This window comes from Streptomyces rubradiris (genome assembly GCF_016860525.1).
Taxonomy (GTDB): domain Bacteria; phylum Actinomycetota; class Actinomycetes; order Streptomycetales; family Streptomycetaceae; genus Streptomyces; species Streptomyces rubradiris.
Window position 1 is genome coordinate 1,015,435 of record NZ_BNEA01000015.1, and the last position, 18,539, is coordinate 1,033,973.

Below are 18,539 nucleotides of genomic sequence, written 5' to 3' on the forward strand. Positions count from 1 at the left end.
CGCCCACCACCCCCGACCCAGGAGTACTTCTTCCATGTCCACCCGACGTTCCACCCGCAGAACCCTCCTGACCTCCGCCGCCGCGGTACTGACCGGAGCCGTCCTCCTCACCGGCTGCGGGAGCGACGACGGCGACGGCGACGGTGCCGGCGCGAGCGGCAAGGAGACGGGCACCCGTCACCTCACCGATGCCACGGGCCGCGAGGTCGACGTGCCGTCCGCCCCGAAGAAGGTCGTCACGCTGAGCGAGCCCACCCTGGACGCCGCCCTGGCGCTCGGTGTCGAGCCGGTCGGCGCCACCGCGGGCCGCGGGCAGAAGGGCGTCTCCACCTACCTCGCCGGCAAGGCGGGCAAGGCGCAGGTGGTCGCCACGGTCGCCGAGGCCGACATGGAGAAGGTCGCCGCGCTCCGGCCCGACCTGATCCTGCTCGACGAGACGACGGCCGTGAAGACCCAGGTCTCCAAGCTGGAGTCGATAGCCCCGACGGTGGTCACCGCCAAGCTCAACGAGGACTGGAAGAAGGCGTTCACGGCCACGGCCGACGCCCTGGACAAGGAGTCAGAGGCCCAGAAGATCATCAGTGGCTTCGACGCGGACCTGGCCGCCGCCAAGAAGAAGCTCGGCGCCAACGCGGGCGCGTCGGTCAGCGTGGTCCGCTGGCAGAACGGCGCCCCGTCGGCGGTCGGCCGCGGCGTGGGCCACGTCGGCTCCACCCTCTCGGACCTGGGCCTCGGCCGGCCCGCGGCCCAGCAGGGCGTGGGCAGCGGCCACAGCGAGCCGGTGAGCCTGGAGAAGCTGTCCGCCATCGACGCCGACTGGCTGGTCCTCGGCACCCTCGGCGACAAGGCCGACGGCGAGAAGGCGTACGCCGAGGCGAAGAAGGTCCCCAACTTCGGCAAGCTGAAGGCCGAGCGGAACGGCCACGTCATCGTCGTCCAGGGCTCCGCCTGGAACAGCGCCGGCGGCCCGCTCGCCGCGCGGATCGTCCTGGACGACCTGACGAAGGCGCTCGTGTCGTGAGCGCCACCGGTCTCGACGGCCGCCTCGCCCTCGTGACGGGGGCCGGCCGGGGCATCGGCGCCGCGGTGGTCGCGGCCCTCGTCGCGGAGGGCGCCCGGGTGGTCGCCACGGACCTCGCGTTCGGCGACGCGGCGGCGCCCGGGGAACGGGTCACCGCCCGGACCCTGGACGTCACCGACGCCGCCGCCGTGGAGACGCTGGTCGCGGAGACCGAGGACACCCTCGGCCCGCTGGACGTCGCCGTGAACGTCGCCGGCGTCCTGCGCGACGCACCGGTCACCGAACTCACCGACGAGGAGTGGGCGGCGCACTTCGCGGTCAACTCCACCGGCGTCTTCCACGTCTCACGCGCCGTCGCCCGCCGCATGACCGGACGCGGCCGGGGCAGCATCGTCACCGTCGCCTCCAACGCGGCCGGCATCCCGCGCGCGAACCTCGCCGCGTACGCCGCCTCCAAGGCGGCCGCGGTGATGTTCACCAAGTGCCTCGGTCTGGAGGTCGCCCGGCAGGGCGTGCGCTGCAACACGGTCTCCCCGGGCTCGACCATGACCGACATGCAGCGCGCCCTGTGGGCCGGGGGCGACGAGGAGTCCTCGGTGCGACGGGTGATCGACGGGGACCCGGCGTCCTACCGCACCGGCATCCCGCTCGGCCGGATCGCCGACCCCGCCGACATCGCCGACGCCGTCGTCTTCCTGGCCTCCGACCGGGCCCGGCACATCACGATGCACGACCTGTACGTCGACGGCGGCGCCACCTTGCGGGCCTGACCACACCCCGGTCCGGCCCCTCCCTCACTGGAGACTGAGATGTCCGTTTCCCTGCACGCACCCACCGCGTTCGCGCCCGTCTCCCCCGGCGCGGCCACCTCCCTGCTCGACGCCTACAGCCCGGCCACCGACCGGTTCGTGGCCACCCCCCACCGGACGCTGCTGGGCCGCGGCACCGCCGCCGTCATACCCGACGACTCCCGCCCGCCGGCCGTGCGGGTGCGCGAGACCCTCGACGGGCTGCGCCGGCCGGGAGCCGCGGCGCCGGTCGTCGTCGGCGCGCTGCCCTTCGCCCCCGACGGCCCGGCCGCGCTGGCGGTGCCCGACGTGGTGCACTGGGCACCGCCGCTGCGTGAGGACCCGCTGGTCGCGCTGCCGGTGCCGCACGACGCGGACCGGCCCCGCTGGCGGGTCGAGGAAGTGCCCCCGCCCGAGCGGTACGGCGCCGCCGTCGCGGCGGCGGTCGCCCGCATGCGGGCCGGCGAGTTCGACAAGGTCGTCCTCGCCCGCAGCCTGGAACTGACCTCGGACCGCGCCCCCGACCTGCCGGCGATGCTGCGCCGGCTGGCCCGCCGCGACCCGTCCGGCTACACCTTCGCGGTGCCCGGCGGACCGGGCCGCACCCTGATCGGCGCCAGCCCGGAACTGCTGGTGGCCCGGCAGGGCGGCCGGCTGACCGCCAACCCGCTCGCGGGCTCGGCGCCGCGCAGCGAGGACCTGGCCGAAGATGTGCGGCGCGCGGTCGCGCTGCTGGAGTCCGAGAAGGACCTTCACGAACACGCCGTGGTGGTGGCCGCCGTACGGGAGGCGCTGGCGCCGTTCTGCGCCACCCTCCAGGTGCCCGAGCGGCCGACGCTGGTGCGCACCGCCGCGATGTGGCACCTGTCGACCACGGTCACCGGCGAGCTGGCCGACCCCGGCGCCGTCAGCGCGCTGGACCTGGCGTCCGCGCTGCACCCCACGCCCGCCGTGTGCGGCACCCCCACCGACCTGGCCCGGCGGGTGATCGCCGAGTCGGAGCCCTTCGACCGGGGCGCCTACACCGGGATGGTCGGCTGGCAGGACGCCGACGGTGACGGCGAGTGGGTCGTGACGATCCGCTGCGCCGAGGCCGAGGGCAACACGCTGCGCCTGTTCGCCGGGGCCGGGGTCGTGGCCGCGTCGACGCCGGAGGCCGAGACCGCCGAGACCGCCGCCAAGTTCCGTACCTTCCTGCACGCCGTCGGAGCCTCCCTGTGACCCTCACCCCCGGAGTGGACGCCCCCACCTGGCCGCCCGAGTTCGCCGAGCGCTACCGCGCCGCCGGCTACTGGCGCGGCCAGACCTTCGGTGACATGCTCCGCGAGCGTGCCGCCGCCCATCCCGACCGGACCGCCCTGGTCGACCCGGCGCCCGAGCGCCGTACCTGGACGTACCGGGAGCTGGACGAGCGGGCCGACCGGCTGGCCGCCGGGTTCCTCGCGCGCGGCATCCGCAAGGGCGACCGGGTCGTCGTGCAGCTGCCGAACACCGGCGAGTTCGTCGAGGTGGTCTTCGCCCTGTTCCGGATCGGCGCGCTGCCGGTGTACGCGCTGCCCGCGCACCGCGAGACGGAGATCGCGCACTTCTGCTCGTTCACCGAGGCCGTCGCGTACGTGGTCCCGGACCGGCACGCCGGCTACGACCACCGGGAGCTGGCCGCGCGGATGCTGGAGCGGACGCCGTCCCTGAGGCACGTCTTCGTGGCCGGTGATCCCGGCGGGCACACCGCGCTGAGCGAGGTGTCGTGCGAGCCGTCGGGGCCGTTCGACGGGCCCGAGCCGCACGAGCTGGCCTTCCTCCAGCTGTCCGGCGGCACGACGGGGCTGAACAAGCTGATCCCGCGCACCCACGACGACTACATGTACTCGCTGCGGGGCTCGAACGAGATCTGCGGGGTGGACGGCGGCACCCGGTTCCTGGTCGTGCTGCCCGCCGCGCACAACTTCCCGATGAGTTCGCCGGGCTGGCTCGGCGTGCTGTACGCGGGCGGCACGGTGGTGCTCTGCCCGAAGCCCGACCCGGCGACCGCGTTCCCGCTCGTCGAGAGCGAGCGGATCACCATGACGGGCCTGGTGCCGCCGCTGGCCCTGGTGTGGACGGACGCCGCTCGCGCCACCGAGCACGACCTGTCCGGCCTGGAGCTGGTCCTGGTCGGCGGCGCCAAGTTCAGCGAGTCGGCGGCCCGCCGGCTGGAGCCCGCGCTCGGGTGCCGGCTGATGCAGGTCTTCGGCATGGCGGAGGGCCTGGTCAGCTACACGCGCCTGGACGACGACACCGAGACCGTCGTCACCACCCAGGGCCGGCCCATCTCCCCGGACGACGAGATACGCGTCGTCGACGACGAGGACAACGAGGTACCGGAGGGCGCGTCCGGGCACCTGCTCACCCGCGGCCCGTACACCATCCGCGGCTACTGGCGGGCCCCCGACCACAACCGCCGCTCGTTCACCGAGGACGGCTTCTACCGCACCGGCGACATCGTGCGCCGCCTGCCCAGCGGCCACCTCGTCGTGGAGGGCCGGGCCAAGGACCAGATCAACCGGGGCGGCGAGAAGATCGCGCCGGAGGAGGTCGAGAACATCATCCTCGCCCACCCGGCCGTGCACGACGTGTCCGTGGTCGCCGTCCCCGACGAGTACCTCGGCGAACGCTCCCTCGCCTACGTCATCCTGCGCGAGGGCGCCGAGCCGCTGAAGCCGGTGGCGGTCAAACGGTTCGTCCGCGAGCGGGGCATCGCCGCGTACAAGGTCCCCGACCTCGTGGAGTTCGTCGACGCCTTCCCGCAGACCGGCGTCGGCAAGATCAGCAAGAAGCACCTGCGGTCCGCCGCCGAACAGTCCTGACCCTCCGAGAGGCTCCCCCATGGCACTTCCCGCCATCACCCCCTACCCGCTCCCGGCACCGGACGAGCTGCCCGCGGGCCGCGTGGCCTGGACCGTGGACCCGGCGCGTGCCGTCCTGCTCGTGCACGACCTGCAACAGCACTTCCTCGGCGCCTTCCCGGCCGGCGAGCAGCCCCTGACCGGCATGCTCGCCAACACCGCGCGGCTGCTGAAGGCGTACCGCCGGCTCGGCGTACCGGTCGTCTACTCCGCCCAGCGCGGCGGCCAGACGCCCGAACAGCGCGGTCTCCAGCTGGACTTCTGGGGTCCCGGCGTCGCCGACGACCCGGAGAGGCTCGCCGTGCCCGGCGTCGTCGCCCCGGCGGACGGCGACACGGTGCTGACCAAATGGAAGTACAGCGCGTTCGTCCGCACCGAACTGGCGGAGCTGATGCGGGACAAGGGCCGCGACCAGATCGTCATCACCGGCGTGTACGCGCACATCGGGGTGCTGATGACCGCCGCCGACGCCTGGCAGCGGGACCTGCAGGCGTTCGTCGTCGCGGACGCGGTCGCGGACTTCTCCCGCGCGGACCACGACATGGCCCTGCGCTACGCCGCCGGCCGCTGCGCGGTCGTCACCACCACCGACACACTGCTCCAGGAGGCCTGAGGCATGGCGCTCACCGTCGAACAGATCCGTACCGATGTCGCCGACTGCCTCGGTGAGGACCCGGCGGACATACCCGTCGACCAGAACCTGGTCGACTACGGCCTGGACTCGGTCCGCGTCATGGCGCTGCTGGAGCGGTGGCGCCACGAGCACGCCGTGACCGCCGATTTCGCGGACCTCGCCGAGCGGCCCGCCATCGAGGCGTGGGCCCGGCTGCTGGGGGCGGCATGACCGCCGCCGTGGCACCGGCCCCGTCGGCGCTGCCGCTGACGGCCGCCCAGTCGGGCATGTGGTTCGCGCAGGCCCTCGATCCGCTCAGCCCCGCGCAGAACACCGCCGAGTGCCTTCAGATCGACGGGCCGCTGGACACCGCGCTGTTCACCGAGGCGCTGCGCCGGGTGACCGCCGAGGCCGAGGCGCTGCGGGTGCGGATCGAGGACACCCCGGACGGGCCCCGGCAGCACATCGCGGCGGACGTCGAACCGCCGCTGACCGTACGGGAGCCGGCCACCCCCGCCGAGGCGGAGGCGTGGATGCGCGCCGACCTGGCCGAGCCGTTCGACCTGGCGGCCGGACCGCTGTTCCGGCACGCCCTGTTCCGGGTCGGCGAGGACCGGTGGCTGTGGTACCAGCGCATCCACCACCTCGTCATGGACGGCTACGGCTACTCGCTGCTGGTGCGCCGCACCGCCGAGGTCTACACGGCGCTGGCGCGCGGCGAGGAGCCCGCCCCGAGGTCCTTCGGCACGCTGGCCTCGCTCGTCGAGGACGACGCCGCCTACCGGTCCTCGCCGGCCTTCGCGGCGGACCGCGCGCACTGGTCTCAGGCGTTCGCGGACCGCCCGGAGGCGCCCCGGCCGGCCGGGCGCGGCGCGCTGCCCTCCCGGACGTTCCTGCGCCGTACGGCGCACCTCTCCCCCGAGGCCACCGAGCGGCTGAAGGACCTGGCGGGCCGGCTCCGCGCGACGTGGCCGGACGTGCTGATCGCCGCGCAGGCGCTGTACACCGCCCGCGCCACGGCCCGCACCGACGTGGTGCTGGGCCTGCCGATGATGGGCCGCATGGGGTCGGTGGCGCTGCGCGTGCCCGGCATGGTGATGAACGTGCTGCCGCTGCGGCTGCGCGTCACTCCGGAGACGGCGTTCGCGGAACTGGTGCGGCAGGTGGTGCTCGGCATCCGCGAGGTCCGCCGCCACCAGCGCTACCGCTACGAGGACATCCGCCGCGACCTGGGCCTGCTCGGTGAGAGCCGCGCCCTGGTCGGTCCGCTCGTCAACGTCATGCCGTTCGACTACGGCGTGGACTTCGCGGGCGCCCCCGCTCGGGCCCGGAACCTGTCCGCGGGCCCGGTGGACGACCTGACGGTGAACATCTACGACCGGGCCGACGGCCGGGGCCTGCGCATCGACCACGACGGCAACCCGGCGCTGTACGAGGACGCCGATCTCGCCGCGCACCAGGAGCGGTTCCTGCACCTGGTGGACCGGCTCACCGGCACCGACCCGCGGGCCCCGCTCGCGGTCCACCCGATCGCCACCCCGGCCGAACGGGACCTGGTGGTCCAGGAGTTCAACCGCACCGAGCGGGCGCTGCCGCCGACCACCCTGATCGGCCCCATCGAGGCGCGGGCCGCCCGCACCCCGGACGCCACCGCGGTGGTCTTCCGGGACACCGCGCTGACCTACGCCGAGCTGAACACGCGCGCCAACCGGCTGGCCCGGCACCTGAAGGCCCGCGGCGCCCGGCCCGGCACGGTCGTCGCCGTCTGCGTACCGCGCTCGGCGGAGCTGGTCGTGTCGCTGCTGGCGGTGCTGAAGGCGGGCGCCGCCTACCTGCCGCTGGACCCGGACTACCCGGCGCAGCGGCTGGCGTACATGCTCGCCGACGCCGCGCCCGTGTGCGCGCTCGCCGACCGCGCCGGCCGGCTCCCCGAGGGCGCCGGCACCGACGTGGTCGTGCTGGACGGGCTGGACACCTCCGGGTACGCGCGGACCGACCCGGGCCGCGCGCTCACCCCGGCCCACCCGGCGTACGTCATCTACACCTCCGGTTCCACCGGCCGCCCCAAGGGCGTCGTCGTGCCGCACCGGGCCATCGACAACCGGCTGCGCTGGATGCAGGCCGAGTATGGGCTGACGCCGGCCGACCGGGTGCTGCAGAAGACGCCGTCGTCGTTCGACGTGTCGGTGTGGGAGTTCTTCTGGCCGCTGCGCGAGGGCGCGACGCTGGTGGTCGCCGAGCCCGGCGGGCACAAGGACCCGGTGTACCTGGCCCGGCTGATCCGCGAACACGCCGTCACCACCTGCCACTTCGTGCCGTCGATGCTCCAGGTGTTCCTGGGCGCGCCGGAGGCCGCGGGGTGCGCGGGCACGTTGCGCCGGGTGTTCTGCAGCGGCGAGGCGCTGCCCCGCCAGGCCGCGCACGCCTTCGCCCGCGCCCTGCCGGACGTGGCGCTGCACAACCTGTACGGGCCGACCGAGGCCGCGGTGGACGTCACGTACCACGCGTGCGATCCGGCCCACTCCGGTGCGGTGCCGATCGGCCGGCCGGTGTGGAACACCCGCCTGTACGTCCTGGACGCCGCTCTCCAGCCCTGCCCGCCCGGAGTGCCGGGCGAGCTGTACCTGGCGGGCGTCCAGCTCGCCGACGGCTATCTGGGGCGGCCCGAGCTGAACGCGACCCGGTTCGTCGCGGACCCGTTCGGCCCGGCGGGCGGCCGGATGTACCGCACCGGTGACCTGGCCCGCTGGACGGCCGACGGCGAGGTCGAGTACCTGGGCCGCACCGACCACCAGGTCAAGCTGCGCGGTCAGCGCATCGAACCGGGCGAGATCGAGGCGGCGCTGGCGGCCCTGCCGGGCGTGGACGCGGCGTGCGCGCTGGTCCGCGAGGACCGGCTCGTGGCGTATGTGACGGGCGGCGCGGACCCGGCGGAGGTCCGGGCGGCGCTGGCCCGGGAGCTGCCCGAGCACATGGTGCCGGCGGCCGTGGTGGCGCTGGACGCCTTCCCGCTCACGCCCAACGGCAAGCTGGACCGCAGGGAACTGCCCGCCCCGGTCTTCGCCGGCGGGGCGGGGGCGCGGCCGTTCGCCTCGGCCCGCGAGGAGGCGCTGACCGGGCTGTTCGCGGAGGTGCTGGGCGCGGCGGGCGTCGGCCCCGACGACGCGTTCTTCGACCTGGGCGGCACCTCGCTGCTCGCCGTGCGCCTGGTCGGCCGCGTCCGGGAGGAGTTCGGCTGCGAGCTGACCCTCGGGTCGCTGTTCGAGGCGCCGACGCCCGCCGCGCTGGCCGCCCGGCTGGACGCCGCCGCCCCGGCCTCGGACGACGCCCTGGGCGTGGTCCTGCCGCTGCGCGCCGAGGGCGGGGGCACCCCGCTGTTCGGTATCCATCCGGCGGGCGGCCTGGCCTGGTGCTACGCGGGACTGACCGCGCGGCTCGGCCCCGGCCGGCCGGTGTACGGCCTGCAGGCCCGCGGTCTGGCGGGCGACGAGGAACTGCCGCGCACGCTCCAGGAGGAGGCCGAGGACTACGCGGCGCGCATCCGTGAGATCCAGCCGTACGGCCCGTACCGCCTGGTCGGCTGGTCGGTCGGCGGTGTCCTCGCGCACACCGTCGCCGTGCTGCTCCAGGAGGCCGGGGAGCGGGTCGAACTCCTCGCGCTGCTCGACGCGTTCCCGTCCGAGCAGTGGCGGGAGCGGCCCGCGCCCGAGGAGGGCGACGCGCTCACCGCGGTGCTGCGCATGGCGGGCTTCGACCGCACCACCGAGCGCACCCGCGAGGACGTGCTCGCCACGCTGCGCGCGGCCGGCAGCCCGCTGGCCGGGCTCACCGACCGCACCCTGTCCCGGATCGTCGACATCGTCCCCAACCACGCCCGGATGATGCGCGAGCACGACCACCGCGTCTACGACGGCGACGTGCTGTTCTTCACCGCCGCCGCGCCCCGCGCGGAGGACTGGCTGACCCGGGAGGCGTGGCGGCCGTACGTGACCGGGCGGATCGTCAACCTCGATCTGCCGTGCACCCACCCGCAGTTGATGCGGGACCGGTACCTCGACGACATCGCGGCGGTGCTGGCCGCCCGGCTGAAGGAGCTGGACGCATGAGCGCCGACACCGCCGGACCCTTCGACGCCCCGTGCGACGAGGGCGCGGACAGCCATCTGGTGCTGGAGAACGCGGACGGGCTGCGGTCCCTGTGGCCGGCCTGGTGTGCGGTGCCGGCCGGCTGGACGGCCCGGTTCGGCCCGGCCCCGCACGCGGCGTGCCTGCGCGTGGCGGAGACGGGCCGGGGATGAGCGCGGTGACGGCGGTGCGGTCGGCCGCGCGGCGGGACGCGTCCCTGTGGCTGGTGCGCGTCCCCGCCCCGGACGCACCGCCGGACGCCGCCCTCCTGGGCGTCCTCGACCCGGTCGAGCGCCGGCGGGCGGCGGCGCTGCGGCGGCCCGCCGACCGGGCGCTGTACGTGGCCGCCCACGGCACGCTGCGCCGCCTGCTGGGCGGCCGGCTGGGCCTGCCGCCCGCCGGGGTGGCGCTGACCCGGCTGCCGTGCCCCGGCTGCGGCGGGCCGCACGGCCGTCCCGCCGTCGCCGGACCGGCCGGTGACCGCCTGCACTTCTCCCTCTCGCACACCGCCGGCCTCGCCCTGCTGGCCCTGGCCGGGCGGCCGGTCGGCGTCGACGTCGAGCGGGTGCCCGGACCGGGCCCGGCCGAGGACGCCGCCCGGGCCCTGCACCGCGCCGAACGGGAAGAGCTGGCGCGGCTGGCGCCGGGGGCCCGCCCCGGCGCCTTCGCGCGCTGCTGGACCCGCAAGGAGGCGTGGCTGAAGGCGACGGGCGAGGGCCTTTCCGGCGAGGCCCTGCGCGGGCGGTACCTCGGCACCGGGCCCCGGCCCGCCGCGGTGCCCGGCTGGCGTGTCACCGATGTCGTGGTGCCGCCCGGCTGGGCCGCCGCCTGCGCGGTGCGCGAGGAGAGCCGGGTCAGCGGCCCAGGAGCGCCACGAGGCCGTCGGCCAGCTCGGTGCGCCAGCACAGGTAGTCGTGACCGCCGTTGAACTCCCGGTAGGAGGAGTCGTGGTACCCCCGTTCCCGCAGGGTGTCGCGCAGCCGTCGGGCGGCGGGCAGCGCCACCCACTCCTGCTCGCCGAAGGAGAGCCGGAACCGCACCGGCAGCCGGGGCGCGGCGGCGAGCGCCCGGGTGAGCCACTCGGCGTCCTCCCCGACGGGCCACCAGAAGGAGCCCGACTGGACGAGCGCGTTGCCGAAGCGGTGCGGGGCGGCCACGGCCGCGTAGGCGGCGGTGAGCCCGCCCAGGCTCTGCCCGGCGACGACGGTGCGCGCCGGGTCGGCGGTGACGGGCAGGTGCCCGGCCGCCCACGGCAGCAGTTCGTCCGCGAGGTGGGCGACGTAGTCGGGGCGGCAGCTCAGCTCCGTCCAGCGGGTGGCTTCGTCGACGGCTTCCGGCAGTACGGCGGCCAGGGGCGGGAGGCGTCCGTCGGCGATGAGGTTGTCCAGCAGGTGCGCGAGGCCGAGCCGGGGTCCCCAGTGCTCGCCGTCCAGCAGCACCAGCACCGGGAGCCCGCCGGCCGGGGCCTCGCCGGCCGGCGCGTACAGCCAGACCCGCCGGTTTCCGCCCGGCCGGGCGCACGGCATCCGGTGCTCGGTGAGGGTGCCGTGCGCGATGTCCGGCCGGGGCCGCCAGTCGCCCGCGTCGGGGGCGGCGGGGAGTTCGGCGTACGACACCCGCCCGCCGCCCCAGCGGCGCGGCAAAAAGCGGTCGTTGAACGGGTCGGGGCGGGGCCGGGACCGCAGACGGCGCCAGTAGCCGTCCGTGTCCGCGGCTTCCACGTCCCCTTCGTCGACGTGGAAGTCGTACGTACCGCGCCAGTCGTGCCTGAGCCGCAGGGTCCAGTGCCATACGTCCGTGCCCGGCAGGTGTGTCATCAGGTTGCCCGCGGGGTCGCGGGGGTCGCCCAGCTTGTTGGGCAGCACCTCGACGGCCCGGGTGGCCGGGGTGCCGCGCCACAGGAACGTCACCGCCCGGTGCTCGGGGTCGCCCTGCGGATCGGGCCCCACCAGCGGCGTGCCGAGGCGCCGCACTTCCCTCCAGAACTCTTCCGTGCCGTCCGGTCCGGGCAGCGCGCGGACCGGCTCGGTGAGCCGCGGTACGGGGTGCGGCCGGGGCAGGCGGGGCGGGCGGTTCGCCGTGGCCCGGGGCGGGGCGGTGAAAACGGTGTGCGCGGAATCCATTTGACTGCTCACGATCTTCAAATTAGGTTAGGCTTACCTTACTTGATCGCACGCCGCTTCGCAGGCCGGCCGTTCGCCGCCTTCGACGTGCCTTCCTCCTCTCCGGACGCGACGCCGCCGTACCGCGCGGCCCGCGCACGGCGCGTGAAACCTCCTTTCGAACCACCTGTCCCGAACAGTTCCGCACCCCGCACGACACCCACACGACAAGGGAGTACTCCCACCATGTCCCACATCGGCACCCGCACCCACCGCCGTACCGCGATCGCCTCGGCCGTCTCCGTGGCGGTCGCCGCCGGCTGCGTCCTGACCCTGACGGGCACCGCCTCCGCGCACACCGGCGGCTCGTCCGTCAGCACGGCCAAGCTCACCAAGGGCCTGTACCAGTCGGCCTACTCCGAGCGGAACCACGTGCTGTGGGTCACCGCCGCCGTCGGCCGCCCGCCGGTCACCGAGTCCCACCTGCTGAAGGTCGACCCCAGGACCCTCACCGTGAAGTCGGACATCACCCCGCCGGTCACCGACGCCGCCACCGGTGCGGTCGAGGCCGTCTACGGCGTCGCCGTGGACGACGAGCACAACACCGTCTGGACGACCAACACCCGCAACAACACGGTGTCCGTCTACAGCCAGCGCACCGGCAAGCACCTCGCCACCCTGCCGAACGTCGGCCACGCCCGCGAGATCGTCGTGGACGAGCGGCACGACACCGTCTGGGCGAGCGCCTTCGGCGACGGCAGCCTCGTCGCCTTCGACAGCAAGACCTTCAAGGAGAAGCAGCGCGTCACCGTCGACGGCTCCGGCCCGGCCGGCCTGGCCGTCAACGAGAAGACCGGCACGGTCTACGCCGCCGACATGACCAACGACCGGCTCATCGCGGTGAAGCGCGGCTCCACGACCCCGGTCTTCATCCCGGCCGGGGACGGCGCGATCTCCGTCTCCCTGTCGAAGAACGGCAAGACCGCCTACACCGCCGACCAGACCTCGGGCACCGTGTCCGTGATCGACCTCAGGAAGGGCGTCGTCACCAAGTCGGTGGCGACCGGCGCGGGTGCCCTGTCGGTCGCCGCCGACGAGCGCTCCGGCGACGTCCTGGTCGTCAACCGCACCGCCGCCAACGTCACCCGCGTCGACGTCAGGAAGGGCGTCGTCGAGGAGACCGTGGCCACCGGCGCCAACCCGAACCACGTGGAGATCGCCGACGGCACCGCCTACGTGGTCGACAAGTCGGGCGCCGGCGCGGCCGCGGACACCCTCACCGAGATCCGCCTCGCCCGCTGACGCTCCCCCGGCACCGGCGCCCGGCACGCACCGCCACGGCAGGCGGCGGCGCGTGCCGGGCGCACGAGAACCGGGTGGGCGGCGCCCCTCAGACGCCGTGACGGCGCGGCCACAGGACCAGGTGCCGGTCCTGGTCGCCGACGAGGGGATCGGCGACGTACGCGGCGCGTCCGTCGACGGCGGAGGGCATGACGAAGGCGGGGCACGAAGGCGTGGGCGAGCAGACCGGGACGCTCCACCGCCCGCTGGTGGCGGACGATGCAGGCCACGCGGCGCCGGACGGCCTTCTCCAGGGGCAGGTGGAAGAGGACCTCGGTGCGGGCGCCGTCACCGATCTCCAGGGTGCGGGGGCCGCACGCGGACGACCCGACCCGGTACCGGCCGTCCGCCTCCCGCTCCACCTGCACCTCCGCGTCGCGGCTGGTGACCGACGCCGCCTTGACGACGATCGGGGTTTTTGGTCTCGGCCGCGTCCGCGGAGAACACGGCCGGCGGCCGGGTGGCCGCGACGAAGTCCCCGACGGACTCGTACCAGCCCAACTCCCGTGTCACCGAGGTGGATTCCCCGGGCGCCAGACGCGCACCGGTTGCCCGCCGAACGCGTCCGGGTTGCGGGCGTGATCGGTGACGTGGAGGGCCAGGTGGCCGCGGACACGGGAATGCGACGCCTGGTTGCGGGGCTCCACCGAGTTGGCCCGCACCGCCCCCTCCCGCACGATCAGGCCGAGGCAGCGCCCCTCGCCCGACATCGGCTGGGCCAGTGCCCACGCCCACGTGCCTCCGGTGAACAGGTGGGCGTGCACGGCCCCTTCGAGCGAGGCGCGGGCGTCGCGGTACCGGTCGGCGACGGGTGTCCGGACGCCGAGGCCGGTGACGGCGAGCGGCTCGTCGGCGCTGTTGACGGCCGTGTAGCGCTCACGCAGCACGGCCGGGTCCGCCACGGAACGGCTCGCCTCCACCCGGTCCCCGGGCAGCGGGGTGTGCACCGCCCCCACGGTGCCGCGCGTCGACCGCGGTCGGGCCGGCGTGAGCCAGCGGGCCGTACCCCTGTCCGTCACCAGGTGCCCGGCCTCCCGCTGGTGTTCCACCGAGTGCCACGGGGCCGTGGTCCGGTCGAGCAGGAAGCGCCGCACCGGGGCCCGCGCGTCCAACCCAGCGCGGCCGTCCGCGGCCGTCGTTCACCTCCTGAGAAGTGAGAACAGAATCGTTGACAATTCTGTTCGCCTAGATTTAGCGTCGACAGGCACTCACTCAGGGAGGGCAGATGCCGAAGGAAGCCCGTCCAGGCTCCGGAGAGCAGGCCAAGCAGTACGCGCTGGAGCGGCTCAGGAAGGCGATCCTGCGGGGCGAGATGGCGCCGGCCCAGCGGCTGGTTGAGAACGAACTCGCCGAGACGTACGGCGTCACGCGTGCCAGCATGCGTGCCGCACTGCTGGAGCTGACCTCCGAGGGGCTGGTCGAGCGGATCCGCAACCGCGGTTCGCGGGTGCGGGTGGTCACGGTCGAGGAGGCAGTGGAGATCACGGAGTGCCGGATGGTGCTCGAAGGGCTGTGCGCGGCCAAGGCGGCGACCGAGGCCGACGACGCGCAACTCGACGAGCTGACCGGCCTGGGCGAGGCCATGGCCAAGGCGGTCGCCGACGGCGACCCGGTCACCTACTCCGAGCTCAACCACGACCTCCACGCCCTGATCCGGGACATCTCCGGCCAGCACACGGCCGTCGGTCTCCTGGAGCGGCTCAACGCGCAACTGGTGCGCCATCGCTTCCAGTTGGCGCTGCGGCCGGGCCGTCCACAGCAGTCCCTGAGTGAGCACCTGGCCGTGATCGAAGCGATCAGGGCCAGGGATCCGCAAGCGGCCGAGACGGCCGTTCGCGCCCACCTCAGCAGCGTGATCGACGCCCTGCGCGCCGACTGAAACGCGCTCCTGGGGCGGGTGCCGCACCTGTCACCAAGGAGATGCAGCATGACCCACGGCAACGGCGCACCCGCCACCACCCCGCCCCGGTCGACCCTCGTCGTCACCGCACACGCCGGTGACTTCGTGTGGCGGGCGGGCGGCGCCATCGCCCTGGCCGCCTCCCGCGGCGAGCAGGTCACCATCGCGTGCCTGACCTTCGGCGAGCGCGGCGAGTCGGCGAAGGCGTGGCGGGAAGGGAAGAAGCTCGACGAGATCAAGGCGATCCGCCGTGACGAGGCCGAGCGCGCCGCCGCGACGCTCGGCGCCGAGGTCCGCTTCTTCGACGCCGGCGACTACCCGCTGATCGCCACCACCGAACTGACCGACCGGCTCGTCTCCGTCTACCGGGAGACGCAGCCGGACATCGTGCTCACGCATCCGGTCCAGGACCCGTACAACGGCGACCACCCGGCCGCCAACCGCATGGCCCTGGAGGCCCGGGTCCTCGCCCAGGCCATCGGCTACCCCGGCGAGGGCGAGATCATCGGCGCCCCGCCCGTCTTCTACTTCGAGCCGCACCAACCCGAGATGAGCGGCTTCAGGCCCGAGGTCCTCCTCGACATCACCGAGGTCTGGGACACCAAGCGCAAGGCCATGGAGTGCCTGGGCGCACAACGGCACCTGTGGGACTACTACACCGATCTCGCCGTACGCCGAGGGGTGCAGCTCAAGCGGAACGCCGGACCCAACCTGGGCCTGGCGCACAAGACCATGGCCGAGGCGTACATGCGGCCCTATCCGCAGATCGCGAAGGAGCTCGCCTGATGCCCGGCGTGATCGTCACCAACCCGCCCAAGGCCGACCCGGAGGACGTCGAGGCGCTCGCCGGCCACGGCACGGCCACCGTCGGCGAGGCCATGGGCCGCACCGGCTTCCTCGGCACTCATCTGCGCCCGGTCCAGCAGGGCGTCCGTGTCGCGGGCACCGCCGTCACGGTGCTGTGCTGGCCCGGCGACAACCTCATGATCCACGCGGCGGTCGAGCAGTGCGGCGCGGGTGACATCCTCGTCGTCACCACCACCTCGCCCTGCGCGGACGGCCTGTTCGGGGAGTTGTTCGCCACCGCCCTCGCCCGTCGCGGAGTGCGTGGCGTCGTGATGAACACCGGCATCCGCGACACCGCCGAGCTGCGCGCGATGGGCTTCCCCGCCTGGTCCGCCGCCGTCAGCCCGCAGGGCACCGTCAAGGCGACCGGCGGCAGCGTGAACGTACCCATCGCGATCGGCGGCCAGGTGATCCGCCCCGGTGACGTGATCGTCGCCGACGACGACGGCGTGGTGGTCGTCCCGCGTGAGCGCGCCCGCGCCACCGCCGAGGCGTCCGAGGCCCGCGAGCGGAAGGAGGCCGGGGCCCGCGCCGCCTTCCTGGAGGGTCAACTCGGCCTGGACCGCTACGGGTTGCGCGAGACACTCGAACGGCTCGGGGTGACCTACCGGCCGTACGAGGAGGACGGGTCATGACCGGCCCCACGGAGGTCCGCTGCATGCTGATGCGCGGCGGCACCTCCAAGGGCGCCTACTTCCTGGCCGGTGACCTGCCCGCCGAACCGGCCGTCCGCGACGGGCTGTTGCTGCGGGTCATGGGCAGCCCGGACCCGCGCCAGATCGACGGCCTCGGTGGCGCCCACCCGCTCACGAGCAAGGTCGCCGTGGTGGCCCCGTCGGCCGGCCCCGAGGCCGACGTGGACTACCTCTTCCTCCAGGTCGCCGTGGACAAGGCGGAGGTGTCGGACCGTCAGAACTGCGGCAACCTGCTCGCCGGGGTGGGCCCGTTCGCCGTCGAGCGCGGCCTCGTACGAGCGGGGAACGACGTGACATCCGTGCGCATCCGCATGGTGAACACCGGCGACCTCGCCACGGCGACGTTCCCGACTCCGGACGGCCGCGTCGACTACCGCGGCGACACGGAAATCTCCGGGGTGCCCGGGAGTGCCGCCGCCGTGGTCATCGAATTCCCGCCGGGCAAAGGAAAGTTGCTGCCCACCGGCAACGCGCGTGACACCGTCGCGGGCGTCGAGGTCACGTGCGTCGACAACGGCATGCCGACCGTCCTGATCCCGGCCGAGGCCCTCGACGTCACCGGTCACGAGGACCCGGAGGAGCTGGAGGCGAACCAGGAACTCACCGCCCGGCTCCACGACATCCGGCTGGCGGCCGGACGGCTGATGGGGCTCGGCGACGTCACCGCCACCACCGTCCCCAAGCTCACCCTCCTCTCGCCGCCCCGCCACGGCGGCGCCGTCACCACCCGCACCTTCGTCCCGGCCCGCGTCCACACCTCCATCGGCGTCCTCGGCGCCGCCGGCGTGGCGGCCGGGCTGCGGATCGAGGGAAGCGTCGCGCACGGCATCGCGGCCCTCCCCGAGGACGGCGACCGGCTCCGCATCGAGCATCCCAGCGGATGCACCGACATCGACAGCAGCATCGAACGCGCTCCCGACGGCGGCCCGAGAGCCCGTCGCACCGCCGTCGTCCGCACCGCCCGCAAGATCTTCGACGGCACCGTCTTCCCCGTACCCCGCACAGGAGGTCGCTCATGACCCCGCCCCTCGGCGACATCGCCCACATCGGCCACGCCCAGCTGTTCACCCCGGATCTGGACGCCTCCGTCGCCTTCTTCACCGACTTCCTGGGCCTGACCGTCAACGGACAGGACGGCGACACCGTCTACCTGCGGACCTTCGACGACTACGAGCACCACAGCCTCGTCCTCACCGCCCGCGACCGGCCCGGCCTCGGCCGCCTCGCCCTGCGCACCTCCAGCGAGGAGGCGCTCCGGCGGCGGGTGCGGGCCATCGAGGCGGCGGGCGGCGCCGGCCACTGGGCCGAGGACGAACCCGGACTGGGCAAGCTCTACGTCACCACCGACCCGGACGGCCACGAACACGCCCTGTACTGGGAGAGCGAGTACTACCAGGCCCCCGACGCGCTCAAGCCGTCCCTCAAGAACCAGCCACAGGCCAAGCCCAACCGCGGCGTCGGCGTACGCCGCCTGGACCACGTCAACTTCCTCGCCGCCGACGTCCTCGCCAACGCCGAGTTCCAGGAACAGGTCCTCGGCGCCCGCCCCACCGAGCAGATCCGGCTCGACTCCGGGAAGATCGCGGCACGCTGGCTGACGTACACCGACAAGTCGTACGACGTCGTCTACACCTCCGACTGGACCGGCAGCGCGGGCCGCCTGCACCACATCGCCTTCGCCACCGACACCCGCGAGGACATCCTGCGCGCCGCCGACCTCGCCATCGACACCGGCGTCTTCATCGAGACGGGACCGCACAAGCACGCCATCCAGCAGACGTTCTTCCTCTACGTCTACGAACCCGGCGGCAACCGCGTCGAACTGTGCAACCCGCTCACCCGCCTCGTCCTCGCCCCCGACTGGCCACTGATCACGTGGACCGAGGAGGAGCGCGGGAAGGGCCAGGCATGGGGCCTGAAGACCATCGAGTCCTTCCACACGCACGGCACGCCCCCCGTGCGGCCCTGATCCGACCCGCGCTCACCGGCCCCGGGGACGGCCGCACGTACCCCGGGGCCGAATCGTTGCCTAAATCGTCAACAAAAGCGTTGACGTCATGGTGATGGGCTTCTTAACGTCTACGCCACAGCGGCCCGAGGCTCCCCGCACGCGGAGACCACAGCTCAGGGGCACGCTCCCCCGCCCTCCCCGCCCTCCCCGTCCTCACCGCCCTCACCGCCCTCGCGGCCAGAAACCGGGGTCCCGCCACGACGTCCCGCACGA

At 74.1% G+C, this 18,539-nt stretch carries 17 protein-coding genes; 15 read left to right on the plus strand and 2 right to left on the minus strand.

The features are described 5' to 3' along the window. Positions 1–34 precede the first annotated feature (34 nt). From Srubr_RS17765 to Srubr_RS17805, 9 genes are read left to right on the plus strand one after another with little or no spacing between them, the layout of a single operon-like run. Positions 35–1,021, plus strand: a complete 987-nt coding sequence (locus tag Srubr_RS17765; RefSeq protein WP_189989631.1) for an ABC transporter substrate-binding protein — start codon at positions 35–37, stop codon at positions 1,019–1,021. Beyond that, the gene (locus tag Srubr_RS17770) at positions 1,018–1,791 is read left to right on the plus strand and encodes a 2,3-dihydro-2,3-dihydroxybenzoate dehydrogenase (RefSeq protein WP_189989632.1); all 774 of its coding nucleotides are present in this window, start codon (positions 1,018–1,020) and stop codon (positions 1,789–1,791) included. The genes Srubr_RS17765 and Srubr_RS17770 overlap by 4 nt, the downstream gene beginning before the upstream one ends. 39 nt (positions 1,792–1,830) lie before the next feature. After that, a complete protein-coding gene (locus tag Srubr_RS17775) occupies positions 1,831–3,030 on the plus strand; it encodes an isochorismate synthase (protein ID WP_189989633.1) in 1,200 nt (399 codons plus the stop codon). Next, complete coding sequence (locus Srubr_RS17780; protein WP_189989634.1) at positions 3,027–4,655, plus strand: (2,3-dihydroxybenzoyl)adenylate synthase; 1,629 nt, start codon at positions 3,027–3,029, stop codon at positions 4,653–4,655. The genes Srubr_RS17775 and Srubr_RS17780 overlap by 4 nt, the downstream gene beginning before the upstream one ends. A 19-nt stretch (positions 4,656–4,674) precedes the next feature. Next, positions 4,675–5,307 (plus strand): isochorismatase family protein, encoded by a 633-nt coding sequence (locus Srubr_RS17785; RefSeq protein ID WP_189989635.1) that lies wholly within the window; start codon positions 4,675–4,677, stop codon positions 5,305–5,307. Positions 5,308–5,310: 3 nt separating this feature from the next. Then, the gene (locus Srubr_RS17790; RefSeq protein WP_189989636.1) at positions 5,311–5,538 is read left to right on the plus strand and encodes a phosphopantetheine-binding protein; all 228 of its coding nucleotides are present in this window, start codon (positions 5,311–5,313) and stop codon (positions 5,536–5,538) included. Next, complete coding sequence (locus Srubr_RS17795; RefSeq protein ID WP_189989637.1) at positions 5,535–9,413, plus strand: non-ribosomal peptide synthetase; 3,879 nt, start codon at positions 5,535–5,537, stop codon at positions 9,411–9,413. The genes Srubr_RS17790 and Srubr_RS17795 overlap by 4 nt, the downstream gene beginning before the upstream one ends. Then, complete coding sequence (locus Srubr_RS17800; RefSeq protein ID WP_189989638.1) at positions 9,410–9,604, plus strand: MbtH family NRPS accessory protein; 195 nt, start codon at positions 9,410–9,412, stop codon at positions 9,602–9,604. The genes Srubr_RS17795 and Srubr_RS17800 overlap by 4 nt, the downstream gene beginning before the upstream one ends. Next, complete coding sequence (locus Srubr_RS17805; RefSeq protein ID WP_189989639.1) at positions 9,601–10,359, plus strand: 4'-phosphopantetheinyl transferase family protein; 759 nt, start codon at positions 9,601–9,603, stop codon at positions 10,357–10,359. The genes Srubr_RS17800 and Srubr_RS17805 overlap by 4 nt, the downstream gene beginning before the upstream one ends. Here the strand turns inward: Srubr_RS17805 and fes are convergent. Continuing rightward, positions 10,286–11,554 carry an enterochelin esterase gene (fes, locus tag Srubr_RS17810; protein WP_189989848.1) on the minus strand — a complete coding sequence of 423 codons (1,269 nt, stop codon included), beginning with the start codon at positions 11,552–11,554 and terminating at the stop codon, positions 10,286–10,288. The two genes, Srubr_RS17805 and fes, sit on opposite strands and share 74 nt — an antisense overlap. A gap of 225 nt (positions 11,555–11,779) precedes the next feature. Here fes and Srubr_RS17815 point away from each other — a divergent pair, with 225 nt between their 5' ends. After that, positions 11,780–12,835: a YncE family protein gene (locus Srubr_RS17815; RefSeq protein WP_189989640.1), complete on the plus strand. Its 1,056-nt coding sequence runs from the start codon at positions 11,780–11,782 to the stop codon at positions 12,833–12,835. A gap of 548 nt (positions 12,836–13,383) precedes the next feature. On the opposite strand, the gene Srubr_RS17820 is transcribed toward Srubr_RS17815, so the two are convergent. Further along, positions 13,384–13,986 (minus strand): hypothetical protein, encoded by a 603-nt coding sequence (locus Srubr_RS17820; RefSeq protein ID WP_189989641.1) that lies wholly within the window; start codon positions 13,984–13,986, stop codon positions 13,384–13,386. Positions 13,987–14,099: 113 nt separating this feature from the next. On the opposite strand from Srubr_RS17820, the gene Srubr_RS17825 reads away from it, so the two are divergent. From Srubr_RS17825 to Srubr_RS17845, 5 genes are read left to right on the plus strand one after another with little or no spacing between them, the layout of a single operon-like run. Next, positions 14,100–14,753: a GntR family transcriptional regulator gene (locus Srubr_RS17825; RefSeq protein WP_189989642.1), complete on the plus strand. Its 654-nt coding sequence runs from the start codon at positions 14,100–14,102 to the stop codon at positions 14,751–14,753. A gap of 48 nt (positions 14,754–14,801) precedes the next feature. After that, a complete protein-coding gene (locus tag Srubr_RS17830) occupies positions 14,802–15,560 on the plus strand; it encodes a PIG-L deacetylase family protein (RefSeq protein WP_189989643.1) in 759 nt (252 codons plus the stop codon). After that, positions 15,560–16,255, plus strand: a complete 696-nt coding sequence (locus Srubr_RS17835; protein WP_189989644.1) for a 4-carboxy-4-hydroxy-2-oxoadipate aldolase/oxaloacetate decarboxylase — start codon at positions 15,560–15,562, stop codon at positions 16,253–16,255. Before Srubr_RS17830 ends, Srubr_RS17835 begins: the two co-directional genes overlap by 1 nt. Then, complete coding sequence (locus Srubr_RS17840; RefSeq protein ID WP_189989645.1) at positions 16,252–17,334, plus strand: 4-oxalomesaconate tautomerase; 1,083 nt, start codon at positions 16,252–16,254, stop codon at positions 17,332–17,334. The genes Srubr_RS17835 and Srubr_RS17840 overlap by 4 nt, the downstream gene beginning before the upstream one ends. Beyond that, positions 17,331–18,284, plus strand: coding sequence for a catechol 2,3-dioxygenase (locus Srubr_RS17845; RefSeq protein WP_189989646.1), 954 nt, complete (start codon positions 17,331–17,333; stop codon positions 18,282–18,284). The genes Srubr_RS17840 and Srubr_RS17845 overlap by 4 nt, the downstream gene beginning before the upstream one ends. Positions 18,285–18,539 lie beyond the last annotated feature (255 nt).